The sequence below is a fragment of the Nocardioides sp. REDSEA-S30_B4 genome, from assembly GCF_001627265.1.
Classification (GTDB): Bacteria; Actinomycetota; Actinomycetes; order Propionibacteriales; family Nocardioidaceae; genus Nocardioides.
Genome location: NZ_LUPI01000087.1, coordinates 15,793 through 41,534, shown reverse-complemented (window position 1 = coordinate 41,534; position 25,742 = coordinate 15,793). Strand labels below are relative to the sequence as shown.

At 72.3% G+C, this 25,742-nt stretch carries 22 protein-coding genes and 1 pseudogene; 8 read left to right on the top strand and 15 right to left on the bottom strand.

Annotated features, from left to right (window positions below):
* The first annotated feature begins 113 nt into the window (after window positions 1–113).
* Both A6R01_RS15785 and A6R01_RS15780 read left to right on the top strand, forming a co-directional pair.
* On the top strand, window positions 114–845 hold the full coding sequence (locus A6R01_RS15785; RefSeq protein WP_292607843.1) for a fibronectin type III domain-containing protein: 732 nt from the start codon (window positions 114–116) through the stop codon (window positions 843–845).
* Window positions 846–923: 78 nt separating this feature from the next.
* A complete protein-coding gene (locus A6R01_RS15780) occupies window positions 924–1,637 on the top strand; it encodes a hypothetical protein (protein WP_292607840.1) in 714 nt (237 codons plus the stop codon).
* A 64-nt stretch (window positions 1,638–1,701) separates the two neighbouring features.
* On the opposite strand, the gene A6R01_RS15775 is transcribed toward A6R01_RS15780, so the two are convergent.
* The 9 genes and pseudogenes from A6R01_RS15775 to A6R01_RS15735 form a co-directional block, all read right to left on the bottom strand.
* The gene (locus A6R01_RS15775) at window positions 1,702–2,385 is read right to left on the bottom strand and encodes a sirohydrochlorin chelatase (protein WP_292607836.1); all 684 of its coding nucleotides are present in this window, start codon (window positions 2,383–2,385) and stop codon (window positions 1,702–1,704) included.
* Entirely contained in the window at window positions 2,382–3,497 is a 1,116-nt protein-coding gene (locus A6R01_RS15770) for a uroporphyrinogen-III synthase (RefSeq protein ID WP_292607834.1), read from the bottom strand. Before A6R01_RS15770 ends, A6R01_RS15775 begins: the two co-directional genes overlap by 4 nt.
* Window positions 3,498–3,529: 32 nt before the next feature.
* Window positions 3,530–3,880, bottom strand: coding sequence for a nitrite reductase small subunit NirD (nirD, locus tag A6R01_RS15765; RefSeq protein ID WP_366925121.1), 351 nt, complete (start codon window positions 3,878–3,880; stop codon window positions 3,530–3,532).
* On the bottom strand, window positions 3,877–6,453 hold the full coding sequence (nirB, locus tag A6R01_RS15760; protein ID WP_292607832.1) for a nitrite reductase large subunit NirB: 2,577 nt from the start codon (window positions 6,451–6,453) through the stop codon (window positions 3,877–3,879). Before nirB ends, nirD begins: the two co-directional genes overlap by 4 nt.
* A gap of 157 nt (window positions 6,454–6,610) precedes the next feature.
* Window positions 6,611–6,751 (bottom strand): (2Fe-2S)-binding protein, encoded by a 141-nt coding sequence (locus A6R01_RS15755; protein WP_292607849.1) that lies wholly within the window; start codon window positions 6,749–6,751, stop codon window positions 6,611–6,613.
* 453 nt (window positions 6,752–7,204) lie between these two features.
* A pseudogene (locus A6R01_RS15750) lies at window positions 7,205–7,835 on the bottom strand (FAD-dependent oxidoreductase); the annotation flags it as partial.
* A gap of 95 nt (window positions 7,836–7,930) precedes the next feature.
* Entirely contained in the window at window positions 7,931–10,030 is a 2,100-nt protein-coding gene (locus tag A6R01_RS15745) for a molybdopterin oxidoreductase family protein (protein WP_292607829.1), read from the bottom strand.
* Window positions 10,027–11,535, bottom strand: a complete 1,509-nt coding sequence (locus A6R01_RS15740; protein WP_292607827.1) for a nitrate/nitrite transporter — start codon at window positions 11,533–11,535, stop codon at window positions 10,027–10,029. Before A6R01_RS15740 ends, A6R01_RS15745 begins: the two co-directional genes overlap by 4 nt.
* Window positions 11,536–11,732: 197 nt before the next feature.
* Window positions 11,733–12,149, bottom strand: a complete 417-nt coding sequence (locus tag A6R01_RS15735; protein ID WP_292607824.1) for a hypothetical protein — start codon at window positions 12,147–12,149, stop codon at window positions 11,733–11,735.
* Between the two features lie 320 nt (window positions 12,150–12,469).
* On the opposite strand from A6R01_RS15735, the gene A6R01_RS15730 reads away from it, so the two are divergent.
* The 4 genes from A6R01_RS15730 (at window position 12,470) to nhaA (ending at window position 18,273) form a co-directional block, all read left to right on the top strand.
* A complete protein-coding gene (locus A6R01_RS15730; RefSeq protein ID WP_292607821.1) occupies window positions 12,470–12,748 on the top strand; it encodes a DUF4212 domain-containing protein in 279 nt (92 codons plus the stop codon).
* Entirely contained in the window at window positions 12,745–14,424 is a 1,680-nt protein-coding gene (locus A6R01_RS15725) for a sodium:solute symporter family protein (RefSeq protein WP_292607819.1), read from the top strand. Before A6R01_RS15730 ends, A6R01_RS15725 begins: the two co-directional genes overlap by 4 nt.
* Window positions 14,425–14,622: 198 nt before the next feature.
* Window positions 14,623–16,662, top strand: coding sequence for an acetate--CoA ligase (gene acs, locus A6R01_RS15720; protein WP_292607816.1), 2,040 nt, complete (start codon window positions 14,623–14,625; stop codon window positions 16,660–16,662).
* Between the two features lie 207 nt (window positions 16,663–16,869).
* Window positions 16,870–18,273, top strand: a complete 1,404-nt coding sequence (gene nhaA / locus A6R01_RS15715; RefSeq protein WP_366925120.1) for a Na+/H+ antiporter NhaA — start codon at window positions 16,870–16,872, stop codon at window positions 18,271–18,273.
* 193 nt (window positions 18,274–18,466) lie between these two features.
* On the opposite strand, the gene A6R01_RS15710 is transcribed toward nhaA, so the two are convergent.
* The 5 genes from A6R01_RS15710 to nth all read right to left on the bottom strand — a co-directional run bounded on the left by A6R01_RS15710 (window position 18,467) and on the right by nth (window position 22,173).
* Window positions 18,467–18,871: a phage holin family protein gene (locus tag A6R01_RS15710; protein ID WP_179529617.1), complete on the bottom strand. Its 405-nt coding sequence runs from the start codon at window positions 18,869–18,871 to the stop codon at window positions 18,467–18,469.
* 83 nt (window positions 18,872–18,954) lie between these two features.
* On the bottom strand, window positions 18,955–20,127 hold the full coding sequence (locus A6R01_RS15705) for a MarP family serine protease (protein WP_292607814.1): 1,173 nt from the start codon (window positions 20,125–20,127) through the stop codon (window positions 18,955–18,957).
* 2 nt (window positions 20,128–20,129) lie between these two features.
* Window positions 20,130–20,864 carry a CoA pyrophosphatase gene (locus A6R01_RS15700; RefSeq protein WP_292607811.1) on the bottom strand — a complete coding sequence of 245 codons (735 nt, stop codon included), beginning with the start codon at window positions 20,862–20,864 and terminating at the stop codon, window positions 20,130–20,132.
* Between the two features lie 8 nt (window positions 20,865–20,872).
* The gene (locus A6R01_RS15695) at window positions 20,873–21,472 is read right to left on the bottom strand and encodes a TlpA disulfide reductase family protein (RefSeq protein WP_292607808.1); all 600 of its coding nucleotides are present in this window, start codon (window positions 21,470–21,472) and stop codon (window positions 20,873–20,875) included.
* A complete protein-coding gene (gene nth / locus A6R01_RS15690; RefSeq protein WP_292607805.1) occupies window positions 21,469–22,173 on the bottom strand; it encodes an endonuclease III in 705 nt (234 codons plus the stop codon). Before nth ends, A6R01_RS15695 begins: the two co-directional genes overlap by 4 nt.
* A 200-nt stretch (window positions 22,174–22,373) precedes the next feature.
* On the opposite strand from nth, the gene A6R01_RS15685 reads away from it, so the two are divergent.
* Together A6R01_RS15685 and A6R01_RS18360 are read left to right on the top strand one after the other, a co-directional pair.
* Window positions 22,374–23,051: a Crp/Fnr family transcriptional regulator gene (locus A6R01_RS15685; RefSeq protein WP_179529613.1), complete on the top strand. Its 678-nt coding sequence runs from the start codon at window positions 22,374–22,376 to the stop codon at window positions 23,049–23,051.
* Window positions 23,052–23,167: 116 nt separating this feature from the next.
* Window positions 23,168–24,946, top strand: a complete 1,779-nt coding sequence (locus A6R01_RS18360; RefSeq protein WP_366925119.1) for a SigE family RNA polymerase sigma factor — start codon at window positions 23,168–23,170, stop codon at window positions 24,944–24,946.
* Here the strand turns inward: A6R01_RS18360 and A6R01_RS15675 are convergent.
* Window positions 24,928–25,740: an MBL fold metallo-hydrolase gene (locus A6R01_RS15675; protein ID WP_292607803.1), complete on the bottom strand. Its 813-nt coding sequence runs from the start codon at window positions 25,738–25,740 to the stop codon at window positions 24,928–24,930. The two genes, A6R01_RS18360 and A6R01_RS15675, sit on opposite strands and share 19 nt — an antisense overlap.
* Window positions 25,741–25,742 lie beyond the last annotated feature (2 nt).

The window sequence follows — 25,742 nt, the reverse complement described above, 5'->3', positions numbered from 1 at the left end:
GTAGGAACCGCCATCTTCGGAAGACCTCGACCTCTATCCCGGTACCGACGCGCCGACCCCAGCCGCGTCGTCCGCTACACCCTCATCTGCGAAGAGCCCCTTAACCTTCGAGCATGCTCGGGAAGATCGGCGCCCTCGCCCTCATGGTCTCGCTGGCAACGCCCGTCGCGGCGGTCGCCGACGAGCCCGCGGAGGGCAAGGCGGACACGCCCGACACCACCGAGCCGGTGGTCCCCCTGGACCCCTGCCCCGACCAGCCCATGGGCGAGGCATGCACTCGCCGGGAGGTCGCGGCGGTGTGGCAGATGACGGTCGACCCCGCTGAGGGGCTCGCGGTTGCCGGGGTGCGCACTCGCGAGGAGGTGCTGTCCGAGCACGTCTACGACGACGGATCGGGCTTCACGCCGTACGGCCTCTGGGGCCACCCCTACAGCGACGTGGTGAGCGACTACGACTACGTCAACGAGATCTGGCTCGCCCCCGGTCTCCACGAGCTGACGTTCTTCGCCCGCGACGTGGCGGGCAACGAGGCGACGTTCACGCGCACGGTTCACGGACCCGAGGTTCCGAGCCGCCCGAGGAAGTTCTCCGCCACCGAACGTGACGGACGCACCCAGCTGAGCTGGGTCACCCACGGCCGCGGCTCCGGCATCCGGCACTACGTCGTGCGCGTCAAGGGCGAGAAGCGCAGGAAGCTGCAGGGCGGGGACATCACCCTCTCTCCCGGACGCCAGAAGCGGTTCCTGCTGCTGCAGCTCGACCGTGGACGCCACGTCGTGCGCATCCAGGCCGTCAATGGCGTGGGCAAGGGCGAGGCCCGCTCGTTCGTCTTCCGCGTCCGCTGACCCCTCCGAGACGTCATACGGACGGGACGTCCGCTGCTTCGGGACGTATGACGTCCCGCAGTGCCTTAACCTTCGAGCATGCTCGGGAAGCTCGGCGCCCTCGTCCTCACGCTCTCGCTGGCAACGCCGGCCGCGGCGTTGGCCGACGAGACGACCGAGCCTGCGCCGGAGGTCGTGCTGCCGCACGTCAACCTCGACCCGTGCCCGAACCAGCCGGTGGGCGAGGCATGCTCCCAGCGGCAGTTCGCGACGGTCGTCAGCTTCTTCGACGATCCCGAGGGCCTGGCGGTCGCGGGCGCGAGCCTGGACGGCGACCTGGTGTACGAGCACGTCTACGACGACGGCAGCGGTTTCACGCCGTACGGCGAGGTCTGGCTCCCGTTCAACGACGCCTCCGTACCAGCCGACCACTACGCGGGCATCGAGGTGCCACCCGGCGTGCACGAGGTGACCTTCCACGCCCGCGACCTCGAGGGCAACGAGCGCGCGGTGACCCGCTCGGTGATCGGGGCGAAGGTACCCACGCGCGTCACGAACGTCCGAGCCACGCAGCGGGGCCGCTCCACGCTCCTGCAGTGGTCGTTCCCGCGGTCCCGGGGGTCGTGGGTCTACCAGTTCCGCATCCGGGTCCCGGGCGTCGGCATGCACAGGATCACCGGTCACGTGCCGAGCAAGCCCTGGACCTCGCTGCGACTGCCCCGCCTCGAGCCCGGTCGTCACGTCGCGCGGATCACCGCTGTCAGCTGGGTCGGCGAGAGCCGCGTCCGCTCGTTCGTCTTCCGCGTCCGCTGACCCCTCTGGGACGTCATACGGACGGGACGTCCGCTGCTTCAGGACGTATGACGTCCCGCGCCCCTCAGGCGGTCGCGCGGACCCCGGCGGCGAGGTCGCGATAGCGCTCGACGACCAGGTCCACGATCAGCGGGTGGGGACCGATGACGTCGGCGCAGGGCACCGAGAGCGCCTCGCACTGCTCGGCGAGCCGCCGCGAGAAGAGCCCCGGCGAGAGGAGGTACGGCGACACCGCGTCGTCCGGGGTCAGCACCGTCTCCGGGCGCGGGCCGAGCCCGCCCAGCGTGGCCGTGCGGACCTTGGTTCCCCACGTGTCGGCCAGCAGGTGGGAGGCCGCGCGCAGGTCCCGCCAGGCGACGGGGTCGGTCGAGCCGGCGGCGACGAGCACCAGGGGACGACCCGGCTCGATCCCCGCGGCCACCAGTCGGGCCACCTGGGCGGCGGCCAGCAGCGGGTCGGGCCCGAGGGGACGGCCCAGCACCACGGGCCCACCCGCGCAGGCGCGGGGCAGGTCGGTGCGCACGTGGAAGCCCGTCGACAGCAGCAGCGGCACCACGACGGCCGGCGAGTCCAACCCCGCGACGACGTCGGCGAGCAACGGCTCGCTCAGCTCGACGTACGCCGCCGTCGCCTCGACCCCGAGCGCGACACCGGCGCCGCGGGTGATCTGCCGAGCGATCTCGTTGCCACCGGCGCGGCGGGTGCCGTGGGCGACGGTCACCAGCGACGGGAGGGAGAGGTCGCTCATCGCTCCACCGCCAACCGATAGCCCCGCTTCACGACCGTCTGCACCGAGCGGGTGCCGAGCGTCGCGCGCAGCCGGGCGACGGCCATCTCGACGGCGTGCTCGGAGGCGGCGGTGCCCGAGGGCAGCATCGCCAGCAGCGCGGGGCGCGGGATGACGTTGCCGGGGTTGGCGACCAGGGCGTGCAGCACCGACAGCGGGGCGGGCGACAGCTTCACCTCGACGCCGTCGAGCAGCACCTGCTCACCGTGCAGCAGCAGCTGACGGCCCCCGACCAGGTCCACGCTGAGCCCGGAGCGGCGCGACGGCAGCTCCGTCTCCATGAGCTTCACCATGGCAGCCAGCCGCGACCGGTCGGGTGGGTAGATCGACGGCACGCCCCACATCTCGAAGGCGGTCGCGGTGACCGGCCCGACGCACACGGCCACGACGTCGGCCTGGAAGGCCGAGATCAGGTCGTCGCGACGGCCGACGGAGGCCGCGCAGTCCATCATCGTCGCGACCGCCGGGGCGGAGGTGAAGGTGACCGCGTCGACCTCGCCGTCGGCGATCCGCTCGACCATCGCGAACATCGGCGCCGGGTCCTCGGCGGAGATCACGCGGTAGACGGTGACGTTCTCGACCTCGGCCCCCTGCCGGCGCAGCGCGTGGGCCACCATCGACAGCGACTGGCCGTGCTCCTGCACGACGATGCGCCGACCGGTGAGGTCGCGGCCGCGCAGGTGGTCGAGCACGTCCTCGAAGAGCTCGGACTCCGGCGCCCACAGCTCACGCAGACCGGCGCGGCGCAGCGCCCCGACCGACTTGGGGCCGCGGGCGAGGATCTCGGCCGACGACAGCGCGGCGACGAGCTGGTCACGCAGGCCCCAGCCCTCGGCCGCGGCGACCCACGCCTTCATCCCGATGCCGGTCGTCGCGAGGAACATGTCGGGCGGGTCGGCGATGACCCGCTCGGTCGCCTCCCGCAGCCGCGCCTCGTCCACGCGGTGCGGGTCGAGGGTCAGCGCCGGGGCGTGCTCGACCGTGGCGCCACGCCGCTCGAGCAGCGCGATCTGCTCGTCGGCCTTCCGCGCGGCCGTCACCGCGACGTGGAAGCCGGTGAGCGGTCCGGTCACGACACCCTCCTCGGGGCTCTCCAGCTGCACGGTCAGGAGCGGCGGGGGCCGACCTGGACCGTGCCGTCGACGACGCGCACGGCGTAGGTCGGCACCCGCACCGCCTCGTCGTCGAGGCACACGCCGTCGCTGAGCCGGTAGGGCTGCTTGTGCATCGGCGATGCCACGAAGGGTACGCCGCCACGGGTCCCCACGATGCCCCGCGACAGCACCGAGGCCAGGCTCACCGGGTCCACGTTGGACAGCGCGTGCACCTCGTCGAGGTGGTCGCGGAAGACCGCCACCGCCTCGCCGTGCACGAGCGCCGCCACCCCCGACTCGCGGGCGATCGCACTCAACGCGCACACGCTGACCCAGGTGGTCGGCTCGGCCACGGCGGTCACGGGGTCACCACCGGGGCCACCGGGGCCACCGACGGGGCGCCCACCGGGATCGTCGCCCCCAGCGGCACCGGGTCGGCCGGCTTGATCTGCTCCCGCTCGGTCTCGAAGGAGATGTGCGGGTCCGGCACCCCGGGTGCGTTGACGAACGACACGAAGCGGGCCAGCTTCTCCGGGTCCTCGATCGTCGCCCTCCACTCGTCGAAGTACGTCGCCACGTGCCGCTCCATCGAGGCCTCGAGCTCCGAGCCGAGACCGAGCACGTCGTCGACGACGACCGCCTTCAGCCGGTCGAGCCCGCCGTCCAGGGAGTCGACCCAGGGGGCGGTGCGCTGGAGCCGGTCGGCGGTGCGGATGTAGTACATGAGGTAGCGGTCGAGGTAGCGCACCAGCGTCTCGTCGTCGAGGTCGCCGGCGAGCAGCCTCGCATGCACCGGCGTCGCGCCGCCGTTGCCGCCGACGTACAGGTTCCAGCCCTTGTCGGTGGCGATGATCCCGAAGTCCTTCGAGCGGGCCTCGGCGCACTCGCGGGCGCACCCGGAGACGCCGCCCTTGAGCTTGTGCGGCGACCTCAGGCCCCGGTAGCGCAGCTCCAGGGCGATCGCCATGCCGACCGAGTCCTGCACGCCGTACCTGCACCACGTCGACCCCACGCACGACTTCACCGTGCGCAGCGACTTGCCGTAGGCGTGGCCGGACTCGAAGCCGGCGTCGACCAGGCGCTTCCAGATCTCCGGGAGCTGCTCCATCCGGGCGCCGAAGAGGTCGATGCGCTGGCCGCCGGTGATCTTCGTGTAGAGCCCGTAGTCGCGGGCGACCTCACCGATGACGATCAGCTTCTCCGGGGTGATCTCGCCGCCGGGGATGCGGGGCACGACGGAGTAGGTGCCGTTGCGCTGGATGTTGGCCAGGAACGCGTCGTTGGTGTCCTGGAGCGTGCGGTTGTCCTTCGACAGCACGTGCCCGTTGAGCTGGCTGGCCAGGATGCTGGCGACGGCGGGCTTGCAGATGTCGCAGCCTCGGCCGGTGCCGTGGGCCTCGACGATCTGGTCGAAGGTGCGGTAGCCGTGGATCGCGACGACCTCGAAGAGCTCGGAGCGCGACAGGGCGAAGTGCTCGCACAGCGCCCGGCTGATCTCCTTCCCGGACTTGGCGAAGTGGTCCTCGATGATCGCCTTGACCGTGCCGACGCACGAGCCGCAGGTGGTGCCGGCGGTGGTGCACTTCTTGACGGCCGCGACGTCCTCGCAGTCGTGGGTCTCGACGGCGTCGAGGATGTCACCCTTGCTGACGTTGTTGCACGAGCAGACCTGCGCCTCGTCGGGCAGCGCCGCGACGCCGGTCGCGCCGCCGCCGCGGGAGGCCGGGAGGATGAGCTCCTCGGGGTTCTCCGGCAGCGGGATGCCGCTGGCCACCATCGGCCGCAGGATGCCGTACGCCGCCGCGTCGCCCACCAGGATGCCGCCGAGCAGGCGGGTGCCGTCCTCGGTGACGACGAGCTTCTTGTAGACCCCCGCGACCGCGTCGGAGTAGACGAGCTCGAGGCTGCCCTCGGTCGTCGCGAACGCGTCGCCGAAGGAGGCGACGTCGACCCCGAGCAGCTTGAGCTTGGTGGACATGTCGGCGCCGGTGAACGTGCCGGGGCCGTCGAGCAGCGCGTCGACCGCGACCTCGGCCATGTCGTAGCCGGGGGCGACCAGGCCGTACATCCGGCCCCCGGGGGCGGCGCACTCGCCGATCGCGTGGATGCGCGGGTCGGAGGTACGGCACTGCTCGTCGACCAGCACCCCGCCGCGCTCGGCGACCTCGAGACCGGCCTCGCGGGCCAGCGCGTCACGGGGGCGGATGCCGGCGGAGAAGACGACGACCTGGGCGTCGACCTTCGCGCCGTCCTTGAACTGCAGGCCGTCGACGGAGACCTCACCCGTGATCGCCTCGGTGGCGACTCCGGTGTGCACGGTGACGCCGAGCTTCTCGATGTGGCGCACCAGCGTGGCGCCACCGGCGTCGTCGAGCTGGACCGGCATCAGCCGCGGCGCCATCTCCACGACGTGGGTCTCCAGGCCGAGCTGCACCAGCGCGTTGGCGGCCTCGAGGCCGAGCAACCCGCCGCCGATCACGACGCCGGCGGTCGCCTGCCCCGAGGCCGCCCGGATCGCGTCGAGGTCCTCGATGGTGCGATAGACGAAGCAGCCGTCGAGGTCCTTGCCCGGCACGGGCGGGACGAACGGGGCCGCGCCGGTGGCGAGCACGAGCTGGTCGTAGGCCAGCACCTCGCCGTCGGCCAGCCGCACGGTGCGCGCGGCGGGGTCGATCGCCGACACGACGGTCGCGAGCCGCAGGGACACCCGCGGGTCGTCGTACTCACCGCCCGGCAGGAGCGAGAGCTCCTCGGCGCTGTCGGCGGCGAAGTAGGAGGTCAGCGCGACCCGGTCGTACGCCGGTCGCGGCTCCTCGCCGAGGACGACCACGTCGTGGGTCTCGGTGAGTCCGCGCTCGATGGCGGCCTGCACGAACCGGTGACCGACCATCCCGTGGCCGATGACGACGATCCGTTGACGGTGCGTGGGGCTCATGACACCAGGCTCCGTCCCCGCCGTTGCCCGACCGTCACGGCTCGTGACGACTCGTGTGACACCTGGCTCACAGCCTCACCGACCTCACAGGCCCACAGTCGGGCCGACGGAGCAGGGGCGGCCGGTAGGCGACTGGAGGGCCACGCGTGAACCTGGTTCATCGCACGCCCTCCAGTCGGGGCGTGGCGCCCAGGAGGTCGCGGCAGGTCTGCTCGCAGCCGCCGCAACCGGTGGTGGCTCGGGTGGTCTCGCGCAGCTCCTCGAGCGACCCGCACGCCCGGATCTCCCCGGCGGACACCCCCGCGCACGCGCACACCTCGGCCTCGTCGGGCAGCACGGTGGGGGCGTCGACCGGGTCCGGCAGCAGCAGGTCGCCGGGCTCGCGCACGCCGAGGACGGTGCCGCGGTCGTAGTGCTGGGTGATCAGGCCGACCCGGGACAGGTCGCCGACCAGCGCGGCGGCCACGATCACCCCGTCGCGGACGACGAGCCGGGAGTGCTTGCCCGCCACGGGGTTGGAGACCTCGACGACCTCGCCCTCCTCGCCGACCGGGTCGCCGAGCACGGCCACGTCCAGGTCGGTCGCGCGCAGCCGGGCGACCGAGCGGGACCCCTCGTGCACGACGTCGGCACCGCACAGCCGCGCGGCCAGCAGCTGCGCCTGCTCCCACGCGGGCGGCACGAACCCGGTGGTGACGCCCCGGTGCTCGGCGCAGTCGCCGAGGGCGTGGATGCGTGGGTCGGTCGGCGAGGCCAGGTGGTCGTCGACCACGATGCCGCGCCGCACCTCGAGCCCGGCGCCGCGAGCCAGCGCGGTGCTCGGCCGCCCGCCGGCGGTCAGCACCACCAGGTCGGCGTCGAGCACGAACCCGGTGTCGAGCTGCAGCCCGACGGAGTCGCCCTGCTCGTGGAGCCGCACCGCGCGGGCGCCGGTGTAGACGGTGGTGCCGAGCCGGGTCAGGCTGCGGGCGAGGATCTTCCCGGCCGGCGTCGACACCTGCCGGTGCAGCACGTGCTCGCCGCCCTCCACGACCTCGGTCGCCACCCCGCGCAGCGACAGCGCCCGCGCGACCTGGACCCCCAGCAGGCCCGCCGGTGGCTAGGACCAGCCGGTCGAAGGGCACCAGCGTGCCGTCCACGAGCATCACGTCGCCGTGCTCACGGTCGACCGCGAGGACCCGGGTGCCGGTCCGCAGGTCGATGCCGTGCTCGGCGTACCACCCCGGCGAGCGCAGCGTCAGCGCGTCCGGCGCATGGGTCCCCTCCAGGACCGCCGAGAGCAGGATCCGGTTGTACGCCGGCACGGGCTCGTCCCCGAGCACTGTCACGTGACCGGCGTACCCGCCCGCGACCAGCCCCTCCACGAAGCGGGTCGCGGCCATGCCGTTCCCGACGACGACCAGCCGCTCGCCGGGCCGCCGGACCGGCGGTCGAGGAGGCGCGCCAGCGCCGTCGCGAGACCCCGGGCCCGACGCACTCATGCCGCCACCACCCGCGCCGCGCACACCTTGAACTCAGGCATCCGGCTGGCGGGGTCGAGGGCGTCGTTGACCAGCCGGTTCACCCCGAGCCAGTGGAAGGGCACGAAGACGGTGTCGGGTCGGATCGTCGTCGTGACGCGGGCCGGGAGGCGCATCTCCCCGCGACGGGTGGCGACGGTGACCGGCATGCCGTCGGCGACGCCGAGCCGGTTCGCCAGCAGCGGGTGCATCTCGGCGAAGGCGCCGTCGTCGGGGAGATCGCCGATGCGCCGGGTCTGCGCGCCGGACTGGTACTGCGCGAGCACCCGCCCGGTCGTCAGGTGCACCGGGTAGTCGCCGTCGACGACCTCGGCGGGCCCGCGGTGCTCGACGGCGTGGAAGCGGGCGCGGCCGTCGGGGGTGGCGAAGGTGTCGGCGAAGAGCCGCGGCGTCCCCGGGTGGTCGGGCGCGGGACAGGGCCAGAAGACGCCCTGCTCGTCGCGGATGCGGTCGTAGGTGATGCCGGCGTAGTCCGCCTTCCCGCCCGCCGAGGCCCGACCGAGCTCGGCGAAGACCTCCTCGGGGTCGGTCGCGAACTCGATCGGCGAGCCGAGCCGCTGCGCCAGCCCGGCGACCACGTCGAGGTCCGAGCGGACCCCGTCGGGCACGGGCCGCGCCTGCTGGCGCAGGATCACCCGCCCCTCGAGGTTGGTCATCGTGCCGGTCTCCTCGGCCCACTGCGTCACCGGCAGCACGACGTCGGCCAGGGCCGCGGTCTCGCTCATCACCAGGTCGCACACGACCAGCAGGTCCAGCGACTCCAGCCGCTCCTGCACGTGCGTCGCCCGCGGGGCGGAGACCACGATGTTGGAGCCGTGCACGAGCATCGCGCGCGGGCCGGCGGGGGTGCCGAGCGCGTCGAGCAGCTCGTACGCCGAACGGCCCTTGCCCGGGAGCGAGTCGGGTTCCACGCCCCACACGGCCGCGACGTGGGCGCGGGCGGCGGGGTCGTCGATCATCCGGTAGCCCGGGAGCTGGTCGGCCTTCTGACCGTGCTCGCGGCCGCCCTGGCCGTTGCCCTGACCGGTGAGGCAGCCGTAGCCGGCGTACTCCTTCCCGGGCATGCCCAGCGCCAGCGCCACGTCGATCCAGGCCAGCACGGTGTCGGAGCCCTGGGCGTGCTGCTCGGCGCCGCGGGCGGTCAGCACCATCACCCGCTCGCGCGAGGCGAGCAGGTCGGCGAGCGCGCGGAGCTCGGGGGCGGCGACGCCGGTGACGCGCTCTACCCGCTCGGGCCACCAGGCGGCGACGGCGTCGCGGACGGCCTCCCACCCGGTGGTGCGCTCCGCGATGTAGGTGTCGTCGACGTGACCGCCGGCGACCAGCAGGTGCAGCACACCGAGCGCGAGCGCGAGGTCGGTGCCGGGGACCGGCTGGAGCACGACGTCGGCGCGGTCGGCGGTCGCGGTGCGGCGCGGGTCGATCACGACGACCTGCCCGCCGTTCTCGCGGACGCGGTCGAGGTGGCGGGCCGCCGGCGGCATCGTCTCGGCGAGGTTGGAGCCGACGAGGACGACGACGTCGGCGTGCTCGACGTCGGCCAGCGGGAAGGGCAGCCCCCGGTCCACCCCGAACGCGCGGGTGGAGGCGGAGGCGGCCGAGCTCATGCACCAGCGGCCGTTGTAGTCGATCTGGCTGGTGCCGAGCGCGACCCGGGCGAACTTCCCGAGCTGGTAGGCCTTCTCGTTGGTGAGGCCGCCGCCGCCGAACACGGCCACGCCGTCGGGGCCGTGCTCGGCCTGGACCTCACGGATCCGGCTGGCGACCAGGTCGAGGGCCTCGTCCCAGGTGGCGCTCGACCACTCCCCCGTGGCCCGGTCGCGGACCAGCGGGGTGGTCAGCCGCTCCCGGTGCCCGAGGAGCCCGGTCGCGGACCAGCCCTTGCGGCACAGCGCCCCTTCGTTGACCGGGAACTCCGCCCACGGCTGCACCGTCGTCGTCCGGCGACCCACGAGGGTCATGCCGCACTGCAACGAGCAGTAGGGGCAGTGGGTCCTGGTCCCCTCCCCGGCGCCTGGAGACACCGGGGAGAGGGGGAGCGCTGTGCCGTGACTCATGCGCCGGCCGCCGCCAACCGCGACCCGCGTCGCAGGTAGACCGCCCAGGTGACCAGGGCGCAGACGACGTAGTAGCCGATGAAGAGTGCGAAGGCGTTCTTGACCGAGGACAGCGGGTCCTCGATCCAGGGGGCACCGAACATCATCGGGATGAGGAACCCGCCGATGGCACCGACGGCGCCGATGATGCCGACCGCCGCCGACGACTCCTTGGTGGCCTTGAGGACCGCGTCCTTCCAGGCCGGCGCGGTCGGCTCGGGAGCCAGACCCTCGGTGGCCTCGAAGCGCCAGATGGTCGGGATCATCCGGTAGGTCGAGCCGTTGCCGATGCCGGTAGCGGCGAAGACCAGCAGGAAGAAGCCGAGGAAGAGCGGGAACCACTCCTTGTTCGCCTCGGCCGCGGCGGCCGGGTCGGCGGCAGCGGCGATCGGGGTGAGCTGGGTCAGCGTCCAAAGCACGCCGCCGGTGAACAGCACCATCGCGGAGAAGGCGCCGACGGTGACGCGGGCACCGCCGAGACGGTCGGACAGCCAGCCGCCGAAGGGCCGCGTGAAGGAGCCGACCAGCGCGCCGAGGAAGGCGTAGAACGCGAAGTTGATGCCGCCGGCGACCGCGCCGGTGGCCGGGTCGATGAGCGAGAAGTTGATCTTGATCAGCAGCGGCATCGCGGCGGAGTAGCCGATGAAGGAGCCGAAGGTGCCGATGTAGAGGAAGCTCATCACCCAGGTCTGCTTGCGCTTGACGACCGCGGCGGTCTCCTTTGTCGAGCCGGTGGCGGTGCCCAGGTTGTTCATGAAGAAGTACGCCGCGACCGCGGCGACCAGCGCCAGCCCGACGTACACCCAACCGGCACGCTCGAGCTGGATGCCACCCTCGGAGGCCTTGACCAGGCCGAAGATGCCGGCCGCGCCGACGATGACCGGCAGCAGGAACTGGATCACGGCGACACCGACGTTGCCGCCGGCGGCGTTGAGCCCGAGCGCCGCGCCCTTCTTGTCAGCGGGGTAGAAGGCGTTGATGTTCGCCATCGACGAGGCGAAGTTGCCGCCACCGAGACCGGCGGTGGCCGCGATGAGCACCATCACCCAGTAGGGCGTCGAGGTGTTCTGCACCGCCACGACGTAGAGCGAGGTCGGGACCAGCAGGAGCAGCGCGCTCACGACGGTCCAGTTGCGGCCGCCGAACTTGGGGACGGCGAAGGTGTAGGGCACCCGGATCAGCGCGCCCACCAGGTTGGGGGCGGCGACCAGGAAGAACAGCTGCTGGGGGGTGTAGCCGAACTGCGCGCCGAGCATGGCGGCCGAGACCGACCAGATCAGCCAGACCGAGAAGCCGAGGTGCTCGGCGAAGATCGACCAGAGCAGGTTGCGGCGGGCGACCTGCCTGCCGCCGTTCTCCCAGAAGGTCGGGTCCTCGGGGGTCCAGTCGTCGATCCAGCGGCCGGTGCGGCGCTGCGGTGCTGCGGCCGCCGTCGCACCGCTGGGTGCGTCGTGCAGAGTGGTCATGGCGAGTGCTCCTCAGGTGGCGTCTGGGGCGCGGGCGGGCGCCTTCGACCACCACTGTGAGGAGCCGAGGTTTCACGGGCCGTGGCCCGCCAGTCTCTGCTCGGTCAACTCCGACTCACGTCCTCACAGGCCTCACGATCTCACCTCGGCAGGGGTGCGTGAGCGGACTGTGACGCAGTCGAGCGTGGAGCGGAGCCTCAGGCCTCGCGGCGCAGCCGGTACGCCGCAGCGCCGGCCGCCACGCCACCGCCGATGACCAGCACGATCCCCGGCCCGGGGCGCCAGCCGGCCGTGCCGACCAGGTCCAGCAGGTGCAGGACCTGCCAGCTCGCCAGCCCGATCGCGACGACCGAGAGCACCGCGGCCTGGGCCATCGCCAGTCGCCGCAGCGGGACCATGACGCCCGCGAACCCGAGCATCGCGGCGTAGAACGTCCACAGACCGGCACCACTGGTGCCGTTGATCGAGCCGATCGGGGTGTCGATCCAGGGCAGGAACGACCCGAACATCACCATCACCGACGCCCCGAGCAGCAGCCGCTTCGCCGGGTGGGCGCCCCGGCGGACGGGACGCGCGGTGCCGGTGGGTGCGGTGGCGGGAGCAGTCGTGGCCATGGGCCGACGGTAGGACTGTGACCGGGCTCACGACAGTGGGCTGCGTCGCCGCGGCGCCCGGCGGCCGACCCGGTCGCGACGAACGGTCGGTCCGGCGCGACGAGCGGTCGACCGACCCCGCGCCACAGCCCGACGAGCGGCTCGAGCCGCCGACGGCGTACCGCTCGACGCGTCGGCGACGCCGCTCGTCGCAGGGTGTGACCGGAGCCACATCAACCCGTTGCCGACACCCACCGTCGCCCGCTGTCATGCGACGAGCGGCGCCGTGTGGCGTCGGTCACCACCGGTCCGCCAGGGGCCGACGGAGGAGGTTGACAAGGATGGATGACGCATCGCGCCAGGCGTACTGGCGCAGCAACCTGCGGCTGATGGCCGTGCTGCTGACGATCTGGGCGTTGGTGTCCTTCGGCGCCGGCATCGTGTTCGTCGAGCCGCTCAACGAGATCGTGATCGCCGGCTTCCCGCTCGGCTTCTGGTTCTCCCAGCAGGGCTCGATCATCACGTTCGTCGTGCTGATCGCCGTCTACGTCTGGCGGATGGACAAGCTCGACGCGGAGTACGGCGTCGACGAGTACGAGCAGGAGGTGCACCACTCGTGAGCGACATCCAGCTCTGGACGCTGATCTTCGCGATCATCACCTTCAGCGTCTACATCTACATCGCCTACGCGAGCCGGGTCTCCGACACCTCCGGCTTCTACGTCGCCGGCGGCGGCATCCCGGCCCCGGCCAACGGCGCCGCCATCGCCGCCGACTGGATGAGCGCTGCGTCGTTCATCTCCCTGGCCGGCATCGTCGGCCTGGCCTACAACGGCTACGCCGGTGGCGTCTTCCTCATGGGCTGGACCGGTGGCTACGTGCTGCTGGCCCTGCTGCTCGCGCCGTACCTGCGCAAGTTCGGCAAGTACACGCTCCCGGACTTCGTGGGCGACCGCTACAACGAGACCGCGCGCTTCGTCGCCGTGCTCGCCGCGATCGTCGTCTCCTTCGTCTACGTCGCGGGCCAGATGGCCGGCGTCGGCCTGGTCTTCACCCGCTTCCTCAACGTGGGCACGACCACCGGCGTCATCATCGGCATGGCCATCGTGTTCTTCTACGCCGTCCTCGGCGGCATGAAGGGCATCACCTGGACCCAGGTCGCGCAGTACTCCGTGCTGATCGTGGCCTACCTCATCCCGGCCGTCGCCGTGTCCGCGAAGGTCACCGGCGTCCCGCTGCCGCAGATCGGCTTCGGCAAGATCCTCGAGGAGCTCAACGGGCTGCAGGCCGACTTCGGCCTCGCGGAGTACTCCGGCGCCTTCACGCAGATCTCGATGCCCAACATGGTGCTGATCACCGCGGCTCTCATGTTCGGCACCGCCGGCCTCCCGCACGTGATCGTGCGCTTCTACACCGCCAAGAGCGTGCGCGCCGCCCGCTACTCGGCGCTGTGGGCGATCTTCTTCATCGCGCTGCTCTACACGACCGCCCCGTCGGTCGCGGCGTTCACGAAGCTGCAGATCATGAAGGACCTCAACGGGACGACGCTCGCCGACGCCCCCGGCTGGTTCAACACCTGGTCCGACGTCGGGCTGATCACCACCGCCTCGGGCGCCCCGGTCAGCGAGCTCGGCTCGAGCTCCTTCGGCTACACCGACGTGATGATCAACAACGACATCATCGTGCTGGCCTCGCCCGAGATCGGCGGCCTGCCGGCCCCGATCGTGGGCCTGGTGGCCGCGGGCGCCCTGGCGGCCGCACTGTCGACGGCCTCGGGCCTGCTGCTGGTCATCAGCTCCTCGGTCGCCAACGACGTCTACTACAAGAAGATCAACCCGCAGGCCTCGGAGAGCCAGCAACTGATGGTCGGCCGCATCGCCATGGCCTGCGCGATCCTCGTCGCCGGCTACCTCGGCATCAACCCGCCGGGCTTCGTGGCCCAGGTCGTGGCGCTCGCCTTCGGCCTGGCGGCAGCCAGCTTCTTCCCGATCCTGGTGCTCGGCATCTTCTGGAAGAAGACCACGGCGGCCGGTGCGGCCACCGGCATGATCGTCGGCCTCTCGCTGACCTTCGCCTACATGCTGTGGACGCTGCCGATCTACGGCGGCTCGGAGGGCCTGTTCTCGATCCCGCCGACCGGCATCGGCACGATCGGCATGCTGATCAACTTCGCCGTGACCATCGCGGTCTCGCAGTTCACGAAGAAGCCGAGCCAGCAGATGCAGGACCTCGTGGAGGAGATCCGGTACCCCGGGCGCACCACCCTCGTGGCCCAGCACCAGGCCGGGGACCTCTGACCCGGCGGCCACACCACCGCAGCACGGGGCCACGGCCCCTTCCCCAGGGGCGGTCGCGGGCGTCGTACGGCGCTCGCGACCGTTCCTCGTGGGCGGGCTGCAACCCCGCCGCAACCGGCAGGCCCCGACCCTGGTGGCCCGGCTGCAGCCCTCGGCCTAGTGTGAGGGAGGCCACCACCTTCCCCACGAACCTGCCCCATGACCCTCCCCCACGACCCTGTCCCACCCACCCCGCTGCGCAGGAGAGACACAGTGAGCGAGAAGAACGACGAGACCCTGGCGAACCTGCTCAAGGAGGACCGCCGCTTCGAGCCGCCCGCGGACCTCACGGAGCACGCCAACCTCACCGCCGACGCCTACGACGCCGCCGCCAAGGACCGCGAGGGCTTCTGGGCCGAGCAGGCGCAGCGCCTGACCTGGGCCGAGCCGTTCACCCAGGTCCTCGACTGGACCGACCCGCCGTTCGCGAAGTGGTACGTCGGCGGCAGGCTCAACGCCGCCTACAACTGCGTGGACCGCCACGTCGAGGCCGGCCGCGGCGACAAGGTCGCCATCCACTTCGTCGGTGAGCCCGTCGGTGACACCCGCTCCATCACCTACGCCGAGCTGCAGGACCTGGTCTCCCAGGCCGCCAACGCGCTGACCGACATGGGCGTGGCCGCCGGCGACCGGGTCGCGATCTACATGCCGATGATCCCCCAGGCCGTGGTCACGATGCTGGCCTGCGCCCGCATCGGTGCCCCGCACACCGTGGTCTTCGGTGGGTTCTCCTCCGACGCGCTGGCCTCGCGCCTCGAGGACTGCCAGGCCAAGGTGGTCGTCACCTCCGACGGCGGTTACCGCCGTGGCTCGGCGTCCTCGCTCAAGCCGGCCGTCGACGAGGCGCGCGAGAAGGCCGCCGGCCTGGGCCACACCGTGGAGAAGGTGCTCGTGGTCCGCCGTACCGGCCAGGACGTCGCGTGGGACGACTCCGTGGACGTGTGGTGGCACGACGCCGTCGAGGGCGCCTCGACGTCCCACACCCCCGAGGCCTTCGACGCCGAGCACCCGCTCTACGTCATGTACACCTCCGGCACCACCGGCAAGCCCAAGGGCATCCTGCACACCACCGGCGGCTACCTCGTCGGCGCGTCCTACACCCACTGGGCGGTCTTCGACCTCAAGGACGACGACGTCTACTGGTGCACCGCCGACATCGGCTGGGTCACCGGCCACTCCTACATCGTCTACGGCCCGCTGGCCAACGGCGTGACGCAGGTGCTCTACGAGGGCACCCCCGACTCCCCCGAGCGCGGCCGCTGGTGGGACATCATCGAGCAGTACGGCGTCACGCTCTTCTACACCGCGCCCACCGCGATCCGCTCGTTCATGAAGCAGGGCCGCGAGATCCCCGACGCCCGCGACCTCTCCTCGCTGCGCATACTCGGCTCGGTCGGTGAGCCCATCAACCCCGAGGCCTACGTCTGGTACCGACACGTCATCGGTGGCGACCGCACCCCGGTCGTCGACACCTGGTGGCAGACCGAGACCGGTGCGATCATGATCAGCCCGCTGCCCGGCGTGACCGCCGGCAAGCCCGGCTCGGCGATGAACCCCATCCCCGGGGTCTCCGCCGAGGTCGTCGACGAGGAGGGCAACGCCGTGCCCAACGGCTCGGGCGGCTACCTCGTGCTCACCGAGCCGTGGCCCTCGATGCTGCGCACCATCTGGGGCGACGACCAGCGGTTCAAGGAGACCTACTGGTCCCGCTTCGAGAAGCTCGGCTTCTACTTCGCCGGCGACGGCGCCAAGAAGGACGCCGACGGCGACCTGTGGGTGCTGGGCCGTGTCGACGACGTCATGAACGTCTCCGGCCACCGCCTGTCGACCACCGAGATCGAGTCCGCGCTGGTCTCCCACCCCAAGGTCGCCGAGGCCGCAGTCGTGGGCGCCAAGGACGAGGACACCGGCCAGGCGGTCTGCGCGTTCGTGATCCTGCGCGACGAGGCCGGGGACGGAGGCGACGACATCGTGGCCGAGCTCCGCAAGCACGTCCGCAAGGAGATCGGCCCCATCGCCACCCCGCGACAGGTCATGATCGTCCCCGAGCTGCCCAAGACCCGCTCGGGCAAGATCATGCGTCGCCTGCTGCGCGACGTCGCCGAGAACCGCGAGGTCGGCGACGTCACCACGCTGGCCGACTCCTCGGTGATGGACCTGATCTCCTCCGGCCTCACCTCCGGCAAGGGCGAGGACTGAGAACAGCGGCTGGTCGAGGTGCGCCTTGCGCTGGTCGAGGTGCGAGGAGCGCCAGCGACGAGCCTCGACACCCCGGCGGACGAGGTGTGCCGGACGGCGTACCTCGACCGCCGGGGTGACCCCCTCCCTCGGTAGGGTGAAGGCTGGTGAGCCGGGAAGTCTGGTCGGCACGTACGTCGTCGACCCCGTGACCCTCCAAGGAGTCCAGTGAGCCCTACCGACCCGTCCGGAACCCCGGCCGACCCGCGCGAGCCCGACCCCGCCGGGGTGGGCGACCACGGCCCCGACGCGAAGCCTCGGCTCTTCAGCCGAGGCTCGTTCCTGGAGTCCAGCCGCATCGCCGAGGTCCTGCGCGCGGAGACCACCGGCGGCCTGCTGCTCATCGTCGGCGCGGCCATCGCGATCATCTGGGCCAACACCGCCTTCTCCGGCACCTACGAGTCGATCCGCGACTTCAAGCCGATCTCCGAGCCGGTCTCCCTGCTCGGCGTCTCGCTGCACCTGGACCTGAGCCTGGGCAAGTGGGCCGCGGACGGCCTGCTGGCGATCTTCTTCTTCGTCGTTGGGCTCGAGCTCAAGCGTGAGTTCGTCGCCGGCGACCTGCGCGACCCGCGCCGCGCGGCCCTGCCGATGGCCGCGGCCGTCGGCGGCATGGTCGCGCCGGCGCTGATCTACGTCGCGTGGAACCTCGGCTCCAACGGCGGGCTCTCGGGGTGGGCGATCCCCACCGCCACCGACATCGCCTTCGCCGTGGCGATCCTGGCCGTGATCAGCACCCACCTGCCCTCGGGCCTGCGGACGTTCCTGCTCACGCTGGCCGTCGTCGACGATCTGCTGGCCATCACCATCATCGCGGTCTTCTACACCGAGGAGCTCGACCTGCTCTTCCTCGCGCTCGGTCTGGTGCCGATCGCGATCTTCGCGCTGCTGGTCCAGAAGCGGATCAGCTCGGGCTTCCTGCTGTTGCCGCTCGCGCTCGTCGCGTGGGTGCTCGTCCACGAGTCCGGCGTCCACGCGACCGTCGCCGGCGTGCTGCTGGGCTTCACCGTGCCGGTGCTGCGCCGCGACGACGCCGAGGGCCCCGGTCTGGCCGAGCACCTCGAGCACCTCGTGCGCCCGATCAGCGCCGGCGTCGCCGTGCCGATCTTCGCGTTCTTCGCCGCCGGCGTGACCGTGGGCGGGTTCAGCGGCCTCGTGGAGTCCCTCAAGGACCCGGTCGCCCTCGGCATCGTCACCGGCCTGCTGGTCGGCAAGACCGTCGGCATCACCGGGTCGACCTGGCTCCTGTCGAAGTTCACCAAGGCCGAGCTCGACGACGAGCTCGCCTGGATCGACGTCATCGGCATGGCCATGCTCGCGGGCATCGGCTTCACCGTCTCGCTGCTGATCGGCGAGCTCGCCTTCGGGGCGAGCTCCGAGCGCGACGAGCACGTCAAGGTCGGCGTCCTGGTCGGCTCCCTCCTGGCCGCCGGGCTGGCCAGCGCGATCCTGCGCACCCGCAACCGGGTCTACCGCAGGATCACCGAGGAGGAGGAGCGGGACTCCGACCTCGACGGCATCCCCGACGTCTTCCAGACCGGCGACCAGGACCCGTCCACGCCGCCCGCCTGACGCGAGGCTCCCGCGCTGGGCGGCGGCCGGATGGTTCGTCGTCCAGCCCGGCAAGGTTTGTCGGCCAGCCGACGAACCCGGGTGAATCAGCCGTAGGTTTGTCGTCCAGCTCCCGGGTCTGTCGGCCAGCCGACAAACCCGGCAGGTGGGACGACGAATCTGACGCAGCCCACAGGAGCGGTCCGGTCGTGGATCAGGCCTGGCCCTTGAGCGCGCGGGGGATCTCCTTGCCCTGCGCGATGGCCCGCTCGGGGCCCTTGACCTTCTTGACGCTGCGGATGCCGGCGAAGACGAGGCCGCCGGCGAGCAGCAGGTAGAGGCCGAAGACGATCAGGAAGGCCCAGTGCAGCGAGAGACCGCTGCCGTTCCAGTGGATGAAGTAGGCCAGCGCCACCGAGAACATGATGATCGCGAGCACGGCGATGAAGCCCGCGGCCGCGAACAGCCCGACCCCGACCCCGCCGAACTTGGCGCTCACCTTGAGCTCGGACTTCGCGAGCTCGATCTCCTTGCTGATCAGGGTGGAGATGTCACGGCTGGCGTCGGCGACCAGTCGACCGATGGTGGGGTCGGTCTCCTTGACCTCTTCGATGGCCACGTGCTGCTCCCGGGTCTCGACACTGGCTGACGACCCGACCCTAGCGAACCCGGAGCCGGGTCCGCCCGCCAGTCGGGTGAGGCTCAGCTCGCGCAGCCCCCGGTGGAGACCGGCTGGGTGCCGGCGCGGCCCTGGGCGGCGGCCTGCGCGACCTGGTCGGTGGTGAGGGCGTAGCCGGTGTCGGCGTCGGTGACCGAGGCTGCGAAGACCACGCCGACCACGTCGCCACGCGGGTTGACGATCGGGCCGCCGGAGTTGCCGGGGCGCACCAGCCCGCGCAGGGAGTAGACCTCGCGGATCACGGTGCCGTTGCCGTAGATGTTGGGCGAGCGCAGCCGTTGCTCGGCGCGGATGCGGCCGGCGCGCAGGTCGTAGGGACCGTCCTCGGGGTAGCCGGCGATCACGACGGCATCCTGGGGGGCGGCGTCGGCGAACTCCAGCACCGGCGCGGTGCCGGTGTCGACCTCGATCACCGCGACGTCGACGTCGGGGTTGTAGTAGACGACCTCGCCCTGGACGGTCTGGTCACCCACCTGGACCTGCGGGGCGTCGACGCCGGCGACGACGTGGGCGTTGGTCATGAGGCGGTCCTCGGCGTAGACGAAGCCGCTGCCCTCGATCCCCGAGCCGCAGTCGTTGGTGCCACGGATCTTCAGCACCGAGGGCTGCACCGCCTGGATCGCCGGCTTGCGCAGCACCTTCTCGTTCCCGGGGGCCACCTCGACGATGCGCTCGGGCGCGAACGGCTCGAGGTAGCGCGGGAAGAAGCCGGTGCCCACCACGCCGTTGAAGGCCTGCAGCAGGCCGTCGGCGGAGGTCGGCAGCACCTGGTCGACCTTGGCCAGGACCGTCGAGGAGCGTACGAGCGGGGTGATGCCGGCGATCCGCGAGCCGGACACGGCGACGCCGAGCGCCCACGCGACCAGCAGCACCGCCGCGGCGCTCAACGCGGCACCGCCGACCGCGTCCAGGGCCCGCACGGGCTGCCAGGTGATGCGGGAGCGCACCCGCGCCCCGACGTACTGGAACATCGCCTGCCCCAACGAGGCGGCGACGATCACGATGAACAGCGCCCCCAGCGAGACCACCAGCGACGGACTGGCGTCACCCAGCGCGATCGGGGCCAGCCAGATGCCGAACAGACCGCCGAGCAGCAGGCCCGCGGTCGCGGCCGCGCCGGTGATGAAGCCCTGCCAGTAGCCCGACAGCGCGTAGGCCAGGACGAGGAGCAGGAGCAACCAGTCGAGGAGGTTCATCCCTACAGATCCTCCTCGATGTCGAGCATCCGGGCCGCATCGGAGACCCGGTGGTCGGCAGCGAGCATGTAGTCGGGGAGGTCCTGGATGCGCGACTCGTCCCAGGGCCGCGACCAGCCGAGGTAGTCGAAGAGGCGGGCGATGATGCCGCCGGTGAAGCCCCAGAGGATGACGTCCTTGTCGGGGCCGATGAGGAAGCCGGGGCTCTGGTAGCCGCGCGGGTGACGCACCGTGACGCGGTGCTCGGGGTCGAGCAGCTCGCTGATCGGCGCGTGGTGGATCGCGTGCACCTCGGCGCGCGAGGCGATGTGCACGCCGGAGCGGTGCGCCCACCAGCCGAGGACGGGGGTGACGGCGAAGTTGGACGGGGGCAGCCACAGCTCGGGCAGCCGGCCGAAGAGCCGCACCTCGGACGGGTCGAGCCCGACCTCCTCCTCGGCCTCGCGCAGCGCGGCCTCCTCGACGGTCTCACCCGGGTCCAGCGAGCCGCCGGGGAAGGAGACCTGCCCGGGGTGGGAACGCATGTCGTGGGCACGCTCGGTCAGCAGCAGCTCGCCGCCCTGCTCCCCCTCGCCGAAGAGCATCAGCACCGCACCGGGGCGGGCCGACCCGTCCTCGGGCGGGGTGAAGCGGGTGAGGTCGAGCGCGTCGATCGCCTCGGCGCCGGCGCGCACCTCGTGCAGCCAGTCGGGCAGGTCCTCCGCCGGGTCCACCGCCCCGTCCACGGGCTCGTCCATGGGCCCGGTCACAGGTCCACCCCCAGGTGCTCGCGGACCAGTGCCTCGAGCTCGCCGACCGACTCCAGCTCCATCGGCAGGACCCGCACCACCACACCGTCCTCGTCGACCAGGGCGGTCAGCGGCAGCGCGGTCGCGCGCAGCGGCTCGGCCTTCAGCACCGCCTCGGTGTCGGCGACCGAGGGGTAGGTGACGCCGCGCTCGGCGAGCTGCTCGATCGCGAGCCCGGTGTTGGGGTCCTGGAAGTCGACGCCGAGCACCGGGACCTCGTCGCCGTGGGTGGCGTGGAACTCCTGCAGCACCGGCATCTCCTCCCGGCACGGCCCGCACCACGACGCCCACAGGTTCACGACCATCGGGCCCCGCAGCGTCGAGAGGTCGACCGCCGGCCCGCCGCCGAGGCAGGGCAGGGTCACGGCCGGCAGACCGCCGTCGACGGGGTCGCCCTCCCCGGGCACGCAGTCCTCGATGCCGGCCTCGTCCTTGGCCTCGCGCAGGGCCGGGGTGTCCACGTCGATGTCCGGCGGGTTGGGCACGAAGGCAGCCTCGGGGTCCGAGCACCCGGTGAGCACCACGGCCAGCAGCCCCGCCGCGACCAGCCGCCTCACGCGCGGCCCTCGGTCCGCACGAGCTTCTCGGCGGCCACCGGGTCCGTCGGCCCCGCGCCGTACGCCGGGCACCACCGCGCCACTGGGCAGGCACCGCACGCGGGCTTCTGGGCGTGGCAGCGCCGCCGCCCGTGCCAGATCAGGTGGTGCGAGAGCATCGTCCAGTCACGCTTGAGGAACAGCGCACCGACGGCGTGCTCGACCTTCACGGGGTCGGTCTCCTCGGTCCAGCCGAAGCGCCGGGCCAGACGCCCGAAGTGCGTGTCGACGGTGATGCCGGGGACGTCGAAGGCGTTGCCGAGCACGACGTTGGCGGTCTTGCGGCCGACCCCGGGCAGCTTCACGAGGTCGTCGAGCCGAGCGGGCACCTGCCCGTCGTGGTGCTCCACGAGGTGGGCGGAGAGCTTGAGCAGCGACTCGGTCTTGGCCCGGAAGAAGCCCAGCGGCCCGACGATGCCTTCGAGGGTCTCGCGGTCGGCGGCGGCCATCGCCCGAGCGTCGGGGTAGGCCGCGAAGAGGGTCGGGCGCACCGCGTTGACCCGCTTGTCGGTGGTCTGCGCGGAGAGCACGGTGACCACCAGCAGCTGGAAGGGGTCGTCGAAGTCCAGCTCGCAGCGGGCGTCGGGATAGGTCTCGGCGAGCACCCGCTCGATGCGACGGGCCCGCCGGGTCAGGGCGAGGGGGGACTCCGGCGCAGGCACGCTGACACCCTACGAGACGGCGGGGACACCCCCGGGGGATGTGCCTCACACCCCGTGCGACCGGCCCGCCAGCCCCCCGCACCGCCACGCGGTGGCGCCCCCGGTGGTGCCTGTGATGAATTCCACTCGATAGGATCACCACACGCGCAGTTCTGCGCCGTGGACCCACCACGCCCGCGACGTCCCACCAGGAGGCCCCCGTGGACAACGACGTGCTCCGCCAGGCACCGCTCTTCAGCGCCCTCGACGACGAGGCGGCCTCGGCGCTGCGCGCCTCGATGAGCGAGAACCGCCTGCGCCGCGGCGACGTGCTCTTCCACGAAGGCGACTCCGGCGACAAGCTCTACATCGTCCTCGACGGCAAGGTGAAGCTCGGCCGCACCTCCTCCGACGGTCGGGAGAACCTCCTGGCGATCCTCGGGCCCGGCCAGATGTTCGGTGAGCTCTCGCTCTTCGACCCGGGCCCGCGCTCGGCCACCGTCACCGCCGTCACGGACTGCTCCTTCGCCTCGCTGTCCCACGAGGACCTCCTGCGCTGGCTCGAGGGTCGCCCCGTCGTCGCCCGCGGCCTGCTCGCCCAGCTGGCCGGCCGGCTGCGCAAGGCCAACGACGTCGTCGCCGACCTGGTCTTCTCCGACGTCCCCGGCCGCGTCGCCAAGGCGCTGCTCGACCTCGCCGACCGCTTCGGCCGCACCGCCGACGACGGCGTCCACGTCCACCACGACCTCACGCAGGAGGAGCTCGCCCAGCTGGTCGGCGCCTCCCGCGAGACCGTCAACAAGGCGCTGGCCGACTTCGCCTCGCGCGGTTGGCTGCGCCTGGAGCCCCGCTCGGTCGTCATCATGGACGTCGAGCGGCTCTCCCGCCGCGCCCGCTGACGCACCTCTCACGAGCAGTCCCCGTGGCTCCGACGAGGAGCCCGGGGACTTCCTCGTCCTCGGGTGCCCCCATTTCCTGGCCCCGCTGCGTCTGAGTGGGTGTGAGAGGTGAGTCGGTGACCCGCGAGGCGGAGTTCGAGGCGTTCGTCGCCGCGCGCACGCCCGCGCTCGCCCGGACGGCGTACCTCCTGACCGGCGACCCGCACCTGGCCGAGGACCTCGTCCAGTCCGCCCTGCTGCGCGCGGCCGAGCGGTGGGAGCGCATCCACACCTCGCCCGAGGCCTACGTCCGGCGCACGATGTACCACCAGCAGGTCTCCTCGTGGCGTCGCCGCCGCGGCGTGCGCGAGCACGCCCTGGAGGGGTACGACGCCGCCGACCGCTTCCTCGACCCCGACGTCCGCCTCAGCGTCCGCGACGCGCTCGCGACGCTGACCCCCAAGCAGCGCACCGTGCTGGTGCTGCGCTTCTTCGAGGACCTGACCGAGCAGCAGACGGGAGATGTGCTCGGCGTCAGCCGGGGCACGATCAAGTCCACCACCCGCCAGGCGCTGGACCGACTGCGTCGCACCGCGCCCCACCTGGCCGACCTCGTGGAGGAGCCCTTGGTCGGGGCCGCCGTCGTCGCCGGCGTCGCGCTCGCTGCGGGCGTGCTCCCGGGCGCCGACGACCGAGCGGTCCCACCCGCCGACTCCGTCGGCGGCCTCGGCCTCCCCGACCACCTGCATGCTCCACCGGAGCGGATGTCCGACATCGATCCCGAGTTCGGCGGCTGGATGCGCGAGGAGGTGCTGCGCGGCGACGAGCTGGCCGTCGGCCCCGCGGCGGCCGCCTGGGTGACCCCCGGTGGCCTGCCGGTCGTCGTCGACGCCGAGACCGGGGAGCACCACCTGCTCGACCTGCCCGACGCGGTGTCGGCGAACCTCGAGGCACGCACCTTCGCGGGGTCCGACTGGCAGCCGCTGGCTCTCTCCCCCGACGGCACCCGCCTGGCCTACGGCACCGTCCGGTTCGGCCGCAACGGCGCCAGCACCGGTGTCCGCGTCCTCGACCTGACCACGGGCGAGGCTGCGTGGCGACGCCAGCTCGTCGGCGACGCCGGCGTCCTCGTCGAGGGGCTCTCCTGGTCGCCCTCCGGCACGTCGCTCGCCTGGCAGGGGCGCCAGACCCGGGAGTGGACCGGCTCCTCGATCGCGGGGTTCATGCCGGTCGCCGGCGTCGTCGGACCGGGACTCAGTGGCGAGGTGGAGGGGGTCGCGGGAGATGGTGCGATCGTCGCGCGCGACGACGGTGCGGCCTACGTCGTCACGCGCGGCCAGATCGAGATCCTGTCCTCGTGCCCACCAGGGGCGCGCTGTCCGGCCCCTCCGCTTCCGCTGACATGGCGTCCGGTGGGCGTCGACCTCTCCCCCGGGGCTGCTCTGTCCCCGGACGGGAGCAGGCTCGCGCTGAGCGTCTTCGACGGCTACGACCTGGTGACCCTGCCGCTCTTCGATCGCCGGCTGACGGTCGGCGCCGAGGGCATGCCGGACGACCGGCCCTGGCAGGTCACCGCGCTGGGCTGGGTCGACGACGATCACGTCCTGGTGCTGCGCGACGACAACGAGGGCTCCGACGGGACGCTGTCGATCGTGCCGGTCGACGCCGAGCAGGGTGCGAGCACCGACGTCGGCACCGTGGACTCCGCGGTCGGTCGGCCGAGCATCGCCATCGACCTGGTCACGCTGGACCGTCCCACCGTCGACCGGCCCGAGCCCGGTTGGCCCTGGAGCGAGGAGCGCTGGGCCATCACGGTCGCCGCTGCCTTCGTCGCGGTGCTGCTGCTCCTGCTGTTCCTCCTCGCCAGGGACGCCAGCACCCGACGTCCGTCGAGGACTCAGCGGCCGCGCAGGTAGGCCAGCTGGGCGCGCACCGACAGCTCGGCCGCGCCCCACAGGACCGGGTCGACGTCGGCGTACACGTGCTCCACGACGCGGCGCGGCAGCGCCTCGGCGTCGAGCTGCTCGTCCTCGAGGTGCTCCAGCGCCGCCTCGACCTGCGCCAGCCGCGCCTGCCGGTGGTCGCGGTAGTAGGTCAGCGCCGCCAGCGCGTCGCCGATGACCGGCCCGTGCCCGGGCCACACGGCCGCGGCCTCCGCGCGCTCGGCCAACGCGTGCAGCCGGTCGAGGGAGTCGAGGTAGGCGCCGAGCTGGCCATCGGGGTGGGCGACCACGGTGGTGCCGCGACCCAGCACGGTGTCGCCCGTGAGCACCGCCCGCTCGGCGGGCAGCAGGAACGACAGCGAGTCGGCGGTGTGTCCGGGCGTCGCCACGACGTGCACCTCCAGACCGTCGGCCTCCACGACGTCGCCGTCGCCGAGGCCCTCCGAGCCCAACCGGTACGCCGGGTCCAGGGCGCGTACGCCGCAGCCGACCGACTCAGCGAACTCCCGTGCCGCCTCCGAGTGGTCGGCGTGGTGGTGGGTCAGCAGGACGGCAGCCACGTTGCCCCGCCCGCCGGCCGCCTCCGCGAGCGCCGCGAGGTGCCCGGGGTCGGACGGGCCGGGGTCGATGACGATCGAGCGCCGGGCGCCCGGCTCGCGCAGCACCCAGGAGTTGGTGCCGTCCAGCGTCATGATGTTCGGGTTCGGGGCGAGCACGCACTGCCCGCGCTCCCCGAACCGTCCGCCGGCCCAGCCCCCGTCAGTCATCG